Below are 9,383 nucleotides of genomic sequence, written 5' to 3' on the forward strand. Positions count from 1 at the left end.
CCTTCTTTGTCATTCGGCATGCAAAATTGACCCCGTAAGCCGGGGGATCGGCGTCCAAAATTGACCCCCTACAGGTTGGCTGTTGCGCTGCCTGCTTTGTCATGAAGCAGGTGGTCGGGGATGCTGATCGTGGAGACGATTGCGCGGATACGGCGCGAACACTTCATCAAGGGCAAGACGATCAAGGAGATCGCCCGTGACCTGAAGGTGTCGCGGAACACGGTCCGGAAGGTGCTGAGGTCGGGCAAGACCTTGTTCGAGTATGAGCGTTCGATCCAGCCGCGCCCCAAACTCGGGCGTTGGGCGGCGGAGCTTGATGAACTGCTGGCGGCGAACGCGGCCAAATCGGCTCGCGAACAGCTGACGCTGATCCGGATCTTCGAAGAGTTGCGCGGACGCGGCTATGACGGCGGCTACGATGCCGTACGGCGTTACGCCAGGCGTTGGAGCAAGGAGCGCGGGCAATCGACCGCGGCGGCCTATGTTCCGTTGAGCTTTGCGGCGGGCGAAGCCTACCAGTTCGACTGGAGCCATGAGATCGTTCTCCTCAACGGCGTGACGGCGATCGTGAAGGTCGCTCATGTCCGGCTGTGCCACAGCCGCATGCTGTTCGTGCGGGCCTATCCGCGGGAGACGCAGGAGATGGTATTCGACGCCCACGACCGGGCGTTCGCACTGTTCAAGGGTACCTGCAGCCGCGGCATCTACGACAACATGAAGACGGCGGTAGAGACGATCTTCGTCGGCAAGGATCGCCGCTACAATCGCCGCTTCCTGCAGATGTGCAGCCACTATCTGATCGATCCGGTCGCCTGCACGCCGGCGTCGGGCTGGGAGAAGGGTCAGGTCGAGAACCAGGTCGGGCTGGTCCGGGAACGGTTCTTCACGCCACGGCTGCGGTTCAAAACCCTGGACGAGTTGAACGCGTGGCTTCTGGATAAGTGCATCGCCTACGCCAAGGCGCACCGACATCCAGAACTGGCCGAACAGACGGTCTGGGAGGTGTTCGAAGCCGAGCGGCCCAAGCTCGTTCCCTATGCTGGCCGGTTCGACGGATTCCACGCGGTGCCGGCATCGGTCTCGAAGACCTGCCTGGTGCGCTTCGACAACAACAAATACTCGGTCGCTGCCAGCGCGTCGGGCGCCCGGTCGAAGTTCAAGCCTATGCCGATCGCATCGTGATCCGTCAGGACGGGCGCATCGTTGCGGAGCATCCGCGATCGTTCGGACGCGGCGAGACGACCTACAATCCCTGGCACTACGTGCCGGTGCTCGCGCGCAAACCCGGGGCCTTACGTAACGGCGCACCCTTCAAGGACTGGGTGTTGCCGGCCGCGATCGAACGGATCCGGCGCAGGCTCGCCAGCACCGACGACGGCAATCGACAGATGGTCGACATCCTCAATGCGGTGCTGACGGACGGTTTGTCGGCGGTCGAAGCCGCCTGCGCCGAGGCGATCGCTCATGGCGTTCATTCCGCTGACGTCGTTCTCAACATCCTGGCTCGCCAACGCGAACCCGCTGCACCGGCCAACATTATGACGCCGGCGGCACTGACGCTCCGCCATGCGCCGATCGCCGATTGCGCCCGTTACGACAACCTCCGGAGGACATCTGATGGAACGAACCCAAATCTTCGACCTCATGGGTGAGCTCAAACTCTACGGAATGAGGGCTGCCTTCGACGAGATCATGGCGACGGCCGTCAAGCGCCAGCACGAACCTCAGCACATCGTCGGCGACCTGCTCAGCGCCGAGATCAACGAGAAGCAGGCGCGGTCGATCAAGTACCAGCTCACCATCGCCAAGCTGCCATTGGCCAAGGATCTCGATGACTTCCAGTTCGAAGGCACGCCGATCAATCAGACGCTCGTCAATGATCTCGCCGGCGGCGGCTTCATCGCCCAGCAGCGCAACGTCGTGCTCGTCGGCGGCACCGGCACAGGCAAAACCCACCTGGCCATCGCAATCGCCAGAAGCTGCATCCGATCCGGCGCCCGCGGTCGCTTCTACAACGTGGTCGACCTCGTCAATCGCCTCGAGATCGAGACCCGTAACGGACGTCAGGGCCGGCTTGCCGAACATCTGACCCGGATGGACTTCATCGTGCTCGACGAACTCGGATATCTGCCCTTTGCCCAATCCGGCGGCCAGTTGCTGTTCCATCTCGTCAGCCGGCTCTACGAGCGTGCTTCCGTCATCGTCACCACCAATCTCGCCTTCGGCGAATGGCCCAGCGTGTTCGGCGACGCCAAGATGACCACCGCGCTGCTCGACCGGTTGACCCACCACTGCGACATCGTCGAAACCGGTAACGACAGCTGGCGCTTCAAAAGCCGCGACGACGATCACGCCACCCGCGCTCGTCTCGTCTCCGCAATCCCGGCCAGCTCCGACGAGTCGAGCGCTACCCTCAAACCACGCCGCGCGAAGGGGGCAAAATTGAACGCCGATACGGGGTCAAATTTGCGAGCCGATTGACAGTCTGTCGGCAGTGTCGGCGATTCCTACGACAATGCTCTCGCCGAAACCATCAACGGCCTCTACAAGGCCGAGGTAATCCACCGACGCGGGCCGTGGCGTAGCTTCGAGGCCGTCGAGTTCGCAACGCTGGAATGGGTCGACTGGTTCAACAACCGGCGGCTCATGGAGACCATCGGAAACATCCCGCCCGCCGAAGCCGAGCAACGCTACTACGCCATGCTGGAACAATCGACCATGGCGGCATAACAACTTAAATCAAACAGCCTCCGAAAAAGCCGGTGCGGTTCAAGGCTTTTAATTGGGATTGCGCTGAGGTCGTCTCGAGCTGGATGCTATGCATAGCTATATGACCCCGATTGGCACCCATGGATTTCCAGTGTTGTTCGTATCGAACTCTCAAAATGCGCGATGGCGGACACGCCTAATGTTTTCGCGCCTCGTCCCACATGGAAAGAGCTTTTCCTCGAACCTTGCTTCAGCGTATCATTTCAATGGCGGATGAATATCACCGCTATTTTTGAGGCCACACTCTATGCTCAATGTGAGCCCGGAAGCGGGCGAGAATCAGAATGAAGCATTCCCGTTTCGCGGCGGCGAGATCGGTTCGCTTATTCGTGCGTTCGACTTTTCCAAAACCAGCTTGGGGCCGATTTCCGGATGGCCCGCGCATCTGAGGAACACCGTTGGGTTAATGTTACCTACCAAGGCGCAGATCGTGCTGTTTTGGGGCCCGGAGTTCTTAGCGTTGTATAACGACGCCTATGCTCCGACAATTGGCAACAAACACCCAACGGCGTTTGCTCGACCAGCACGAGAGAATTGGACGGAGTTGTGGAGCGACCTTGAACCGCTGCTAACCCGCGTTCTTCTTACAGGCGAAACGGTGTCCGCCAAGGATCGACCGTTCGAGATCGAACGACACGGTTATCTCGAAACCGTTTACTTCAATATTTCATATTCTCCAATCTCCGACGAGGCAGGCCGCATCGACGGCGTTCTGTGCATCGTCGAGGAGACGACGCAGCGCGTCGTCACCGACCGGGCGTTGGTGAAAGCGGAAGAACGGCTCTCCTACGCACTGCAGGCGGCCGGCATGATCGGGACCTTTGATACCGACTTCCGAACGAATACCGTCTATTCGGATGCCCGCTTTGCAACGATGTTCTCGGTACCGCCCGAGAAGGGTGCCGCCGGTGCTCCGCTCGCCGATTACCTAGCGGGAATCCATCCGGATGACGTCGGACGAGTCAGCGATGCCATACAGCAAGCGATTGTGAGCGGGGAGAAATGCGTTTTGGAATACCGCGTCCAGAAAACGGATGGGACGGTTCACTGGCTTGAGGTGCATGGCCAATGTCTCTATGACGAAACTGGCAAGCCTTTGCGGATGCCCGGTGTTGCAGTGGACATCAGCGACCGAAAGCGAGCCGAGTTAGCGAGGGGACATCTTGCCGCAATCGTCGAGTCTTCTGTCGACGCGATCATCAGCAAAAATCTCGATGGCATCATCACGAGCTGGAATGCCGGCGCAGAGCGATTGTTCGGCTATTCAACCGAAGAAGTCGTAGGCAAACCCGTCACCATCCTAATTCCGGAGGATCGGCAGAAGGAGGAGCCCGACATCCTGTCGCGGCTTCGCAGGGGCGAGCGTGTCGAGCATTTTGAGACGGTCCGTCGGCGAAAGGACGGCAGTCTAGTGGATCTATCGCTGACGATTTCACCGATCCGAAGCAGTGACAATCATATCATCGGTGCTTCCAAGATTGCTCGCGATATCACCGATCGCAAGGCGGCCGAACGTCTAAATTTTACTTTACTTCGTGAGATGAAGCATCGGCTCAAGAACAATCTGGCGACCGTGCTCGCGATCGCACGGCAAAGCTTCGGCGGTCATGAGAGTGAAAGCGAGGACTTTCGGAAATTCGAGGCACGTTTGCTGGCGCTATCGAACGGTCATGATCTGATCACTCGCGAGGAATGGGATAGCGCAGAACTGAGGGATATCGTTGCGCAGATCATCACTGTGCATGGACGCCAGCGATTTCAAATCGAAGGGTCCGATCTGAAGCTCTCGCCAAAATCCGCATTGGCGTTGACGTTGGCACTGCACGAGTTGGCGACGAACGCCGCCAAATACGGCGCACTATCCGTCCCGATTGGCAAAGTCACGATCAGGTGGGAAATCGAGCAGCGTGACGTCCCGTGGTTTATCTTTCGTTGGCAGGAGCAGGATGGCCCCTCTGTCTCAGAACCCAGTCGAAAGGGATTCGGTTCGCGATTGATTGAACGTGTGCTAGCGCTCGAACTCAGCGGCGATGTCCGGATCACTTATGAAACATCCGGCGTCGTCTGTGAAATCGTCGCTCCCCTTGCTGCCGACTGGGAAGAAAAATCGCAAACCTAGAGAAAGTGTTGATTTCCGCCGAGAACTGACCCGGGATTGAGGGATTTTTCCATCGAGAAGTGACCCATGTTTGAACCCACCCCTGCTGGTTGATCGCAGGGGACATTGGAGTGATAGACATGGCGTTACTGAGCGTTATCCGACGCTGGCATCTGCGGGATGGACATTCGATCCGGGAGATTGCACGGCGCACGGGACTGTCGCGGAACACGATCCGCAAATACCTGCGATCCGACGAGGTGGAGCCCCGCTTCCAGGTGCCGGATCGGCCGAGCAAGCTTGATGCCTATGCCGAGCGGCTGTCGGCGTGGCTGAGGACGGAAGCGAACAGGCCGCGCAAGCAGAAGCGCACGATCAAGCAGTTGCATGCCGACCTGATGAGCCTCGGCTATGACGGCTCCTATGGTCGCGTCGCCGCCTTTGCACGGGCCTGGAGGGAAGAGCGCCAGCGTCAGATGCAAACGAGCGGGCGTGGCACCTTCGTGCCGCTGGCGTTCGAGCCCGGCGAGGCCTTCCAGTTCGATTGGTCGGAAGACTGGGCGGTTCTCGGCGGCGAGCGCACCAAACTTCAGGTGGCGCACTTCAAGCTCAGCTACAGCCGTGCCTTCATCGTGCGGGCCTATCCGCTGCAAACGCACGAGATGCTGTTCGACGCCCACAACCACGCCTTCCGGGTTCTGGGCGGCGTTCCCCGGTGCGGGATCTACGACAACATGCGCACGGCGGTCGACAGGATCGGGCGCGGTAAAGAGCGGCAGATCAATGCCCGCTTCTCGGCGATGGCCAGCCATTATCTGTTCGAGACCGAGTTCTGCAATCCGGCATCGGGGTGGGAGAAGGGACAGGTGGAGAAGAACGTCCAGGATGCCCGCCACCGGCTATGGCAGCCGATGCCGCGCTTTCCATCGCTGGAGGCCTTGAACGACTGGCTGGAGCAGCGGTGCCGGGAGCTGTGGCAACAGATTCCCCATGGCCTCAGGCCGGGATCGATCGAAGACATCCGGGTCGAGGAAGCCCGCTTCCTGATGCCGATGCCACGCCTCTTCGACGGATTCGTCGAATACAGTAAGCTGTAATCCGTGGGAAGGTGAGTGAACGGAATCGGCCGGGCGCGCCGAGCGATGGCTTGCGGCGGTCGCAAGAGCGTTGAGCCGATGGCGGCGGTGATGGCTCCGGAACGGACGGCCGCCCAACATCAATCGCTGCTGCATTTCGTCGGCAGCGGTGGCTGGTCGGATGAGAAGGTGCTGGGCAAGATACGCGAAATGGTGGTGCCGGCGATTGAACGCCAGGGTGCTGTCGAGGCCTGGATTATCGACGACACCGGATTTCCCAAGCAGGGGCGCCATTCGGTTGGAGTTGCACGGCAATATTGCGGACAGCTCGGCAAGCAGGATAACTGCCAGGTGGCGGTATCACTATCGATCGCCAATCACCACGCCAGCCTGCCTGTCGCCTATCGCCTTTATCTTCCGAAGGAATGGGCTGAGGATTGCGATCGACGTCGCAAAGTGGGCATTCCTGCCGAAGTTGGCTTCCGGACCAAGCCGGAAATCGCGCTGGAGCAGTTGCGGTGGGCCTGTGCGAGCGATCTTCCGCGTGGTGTCGTGCTGATGGACGCAGGCTACGGCGCGCATCTTATCATGGCCTGGCTGCAACAGCAGCTCGCTCGCGAGAGGCCGGATACATTTACGCAAACTGCGCCCGACAGAAATCCAAATCCCTTGCAACGCCGGGGCGGACCATACATTTTTTGAGCAGACGGTTCTCCAGCGTCAGATCGGCAACCGCCTCTTTCAAGGCACGGGTCTCACGGCGCAAGTCCTGAACTTCACCGGTCGTCGCAGCACGAGCCGTGTCGCCAGCCAGCCGCCGTTTGCCGGCTTCCAGGAATTCCTTCGACCAGGTGTAGTAGAGGCTCTGGGCTATCCCTTCCTTGCGGCACAGCTCGGCGATGCTGTCTTCGCCCCGAAGCCCATCCAGCACGATCCGGATTTTGTCCTCTGATGAAAAGTGCCGCCGCGTCGCACGGCGGATATCTTTGACTACGTGTTCGGCGGAGCGTTTGCCGCCAGTCGACTTCGTGTTCATGTTCGTTCCTTCGTCTGCGACGAGAACCGAACACTCCTTAGATCACACCATCAATTCTGTGCCATAGGCGCTGATCCCGGACACTTGTAAGGCCGTGGCCGCGAAACCCTTATGTCGAGATCCGACAGGATTAACGCGCAGACTTAGCAGCGATGACCGTGTCGCATCTGGACCCAGATCGGGGCGAATAACCCATGCATACCGTCGGCTCAACCGGACACGATTTCAATCTTCGATAACGGCTGATATCATTTTGAGAACGCGTTGCGAGTGCTGGATCTCCGCTTTTATCTGGTCTCTGTCTTCCGGCTGTGTATCGAGAAGCGCCGCCATCTCTTTTATATTCTCCTTTATCGAGACCTTGAGATCGCGCAGTTGATCCCATCTGACTTTGTCTTCTTTGGTCATCGGCCCTTTGATGCGGACCGAGCCGGTGTTCATATCAATGATGATATCGTCGGGATGAGGAAGCGGAGGTGGAGCCTCAATGCCAAATTTCTTGCGGCGCGCGAGCTCCTCATCCCATTCGGCCTTGTAGTTGATCGCCGTCTTCAACCATTCATCGTGCAGCTTCTTGTTATCGCGCTCGACCGAGGTCAGCAGTTCGGTGAACAGGCGTTGAGCCCGTTGATTACCTTTGGCTGCATTGACGGCGAGCGAGCGTACGACGGCCTGGGCCATCGGGATGTCGATTTGACCGTTCGGGTCGTTGATGCTGATCGAACGATAGGCCTCCTCGAGGATGATGGTCTTCAGCCGTTCGTCGTTGAGAGCGGGCAGGGCGGTGCGCTTTTTGATCGCCCCTTTGCGGCGACCAGACGGGTTGCCGGATTGTCCACGCTGGAATCGGGTCGAAAGCGGAGGCTTGGCGTAGCCGATCTCATAGTCCGCCCGTTTCGAGGGCAGGTTCGGTCGGGCGGTCGGCTTGTCTGGCCCGCTCATGCTGCTGCCCCCCGGTTGCGGTCTGGTCGGATCCCGCAAGCGACCTGTTCGGCTTCGTCTTTGGCGTAGGTCTCCCAGCGCTGGATTATCCGATCACAATAAATCGGATCGTATTCGCAGACGTAAGCGCGCCGCCCGGTTTTGTGGGCTGCAATGAGGGTCGATCCGCTGCCCGCAAACAGATCCAGGACGATGCCGCCACGCGAGGAGACGTCCTTAATGGCGTCGGCGATCATCGCAACCGGCTTCACGGTTGGGTGCAGCGCCAGCTCGTCGAGCCGTCCGGCTTTCATGGTATTGACGCCGCGATACTCCCAGACATTGGTTCGGTGGCGTCCGTGCTGGCCCAGCTCAAAGTGGTTGTGGTGGGGGGCGGTCCCATTCTTGAAGGCAAATATCAGCTCATGCCTCGATCGGTAGAATGTGCCCATTCCGCCATTGTCCTTGGCCCATACGATCAGATTCTTGAGTTCGGTGTAGATGCCGTCGCCCGCGTTCAGCATCTCCGCCATGTGGCGCCAATCCATGCAAATGTAATGGATCGAGCCATCGATGGAGTGACGAGTGAGATTGCCGAAGCTTGCCTTGAGAAAGCCGGTAAACTCCGGTTCCGACATCTCGCCTGACGCCATCGCGAACTCGCGATGCCGGATCGAACCGAGGCCGCCGACGTTGCCGTCGATCCGAACATTGTAGGGTGGATCGGTAAAAACCATTTGCGCCTGCTCTGTACCCATGAGTGCGGCAACGGTGTCGGGATCGCGAGCATCCCCACAGATCAGCCGATGGGATCCTAACTGCCAGATATCGCCGCGATGACAGCGCGGCGGTGCCTCGACCGGTAATCGGTCGTCGGCAGGATCTCCGGTCTCTTCCGGTATCAAGCCATCGACAAGGCTGTCGATTTCCGCCACCGCAAACCCGCTCAGCGTAAGATCAAAGTCAAGGTCGAGCTCGCTTAACGCTTTGAGCTCTTCCGCCAGGATTTCTTCGTCCCAACCGGCATTCAGCGCCAGCTTGTTGTCGGCAATGACGTAGGCCCGTTTCTCCGCTGCGGTCATCGATTCTAGTCTGATGCAGGGTACCTCACTCATTGAAAGCAGTTCAGCGGCAGCAACCCGTCCGTGGCCAGCGAGAATGGAATTTTCACGATCGACCAGCACCGGATTGGTAAAGCCAAACTTGCGGATGCTGTCGGCGATTTGCCGAATCTGCTTCCGCGAATGAGTTCGTGCGTTGCGTTGCCACGGGCGAAGCGCGCCGATCGAAAGATATTCGAGTTGAGCTTTAGGCATAAGGACGGGCTCCGACAAAAGACGATGTCGTAAGATATATAAAACGACGGCGTGTTTTACAATAGCACCACGGTTACGTAAGCTGTAATGAACGGGAAAATTCCAGATCGAGAGCAAAAATGAGCAGTTTGGCAACGCGGGTAGCAAAGCTACGCAGATCGAAAGAC

General features: G+C 59.0%; 4 protein-coding genes and 5 pseudogenes. 6 read left to right on the forward strand and 3 right to left on the reverse strand.

From position 1 onward, the window contains the following. Positions 1–120 precede the first annotated feature (120 nt). The 6 genes and pseudogenes from istA (NB311A_RS09025) to NB311A_RS09050 form a co-directional block, all read left to right on the forward strand. Positions 121–1,652 (forward strand): annotated as a pseudogene (gene istA / locus NB311A_RS09025) (IS21 family transposase). After that, the gene (gene istB / locus NB311A_RS09030; RefSeq protein ID WP_040674632.1) at positions 1,618–2,481 is read left to right on the forward strand and encodes an IS21-like element helper ATPase IstB; all 864 of its coding nucleotides are present in this window, start codon (positions 1,618–1,620) and stop codon (positions 2,479–2,481) included. The pseudogene istA (NB311A_RS09025) and the gene istB overlap by 35 nt, the downstream one beginning before the upstream one ends. 3 nt (positions 2,482–2,484) lie before the next feature. Beyond that, positions 2,485–2,730: pseudogene (locus NB311A_RS20490) on the forward strand (integrase core domain-containing protein); the annotation flags it as partial. Positions 2,731–3,124: 394 nt separating this feature from the next. After that, a complete protein-coding gene (locus tag NB311A_RS09040; RefSeq protein WP_245256974.1) occupies positions 3,125–4,888 on the forward strand; it encodes a PAS domain-containing sensor histidine kinase in 1,764 nt (587 codons plus the stop codon). A gap of 119 nt (positions 4,889–5,007) precedes the next feature. Further along, positions 5,008–5,958, forward strand: a pseudogene (istA, locus tag NB311A_RS09045) (IS21 family transposase); the annotation flags it as partial. A gap of 60 nt (positions 5,959–6,018) precedes the next feature. Continuing rightward, positions 6,019–6,645: pseudogene (locus NB311A_RS09050) on the forward strand (IS701 family transposase); the annotation flags it as partial. Here the strand turns inward: NB311A_RS09050 and NB311A_RS20495 are convergent. The 3 genes and pseudogenes from NB311A_RS20495 to NB311A_RS09060 form a co-directional block, all read right to left on the reverse strand. Then, positions 6,638–6,979 (reverse strand): annotated as a pseudogene (locus NB311A_RS20495) (transposase); the annotation flags it as partial. The pseudogenes NB311A_RS09050 and NB311A_RS20495 sit on opposite strands and share 8 nt — an antisense overlap. A 225-nt stretch (positions 6,980–7,204) precedes the next feature. Continuing rightward, positions 7,205–7,921, reverse strand: coding sequence for a DUF5681 domain-containing protein (locus NB311A_RS09055; RefSeq protein WP_009798226.1), 717 nt, complete (start codon positions 7,919–7,921; stop codon positions 7,205–7,207). Next, entirely contained in the window at positions 7,918–9,216 is a 1,299-nt protein-coding gene (locus NB311A_RS09060; protein ID WP_009798107.1) for a DNA methyltransferase, read from the reverse strand. The genes NB311A_RS09055 and NB311A_RS09060 overlap by 4 nt, the downstream gene beginning before the upstream one ends. Positions 9,217–9,383 lie beyond the last annotated feature (167 nt).

Source organism: Nitrobacter sp. Nb-311A, from assembly GCF_000152905.1.
Lineage (GTDB): Bacteria > Pseudomonadota > Alphaproteobacteria > Rhizobiales > Xanthobacteraceae > Nitrobacter.

Excerpts from the sequence above, each read along its gene's own strand:
- istB (WP_040674632.1), top strand. The coding sequence starts at position 1,618 with ATGGAACGAACCCAAATCTTCGACCTCATGGGTGAGCTCAAACTCTAC.
- NB311A_RS09055 (WP_009798226.1), bottom strand. The coding sequence starts at position 7,921 with ATGAGCGGGCCAGACAAGCCGACCGCCCGACCGAACCTGCCCTCGAAA.
- NB311A_RS09060 (WP_009798107.1), bottom strand. The coding sequence starts at position 9,216 with ATGCCTAAAGCTCAACTCGAATATCTTTCGATCGGCGCGCTTCGCCCG.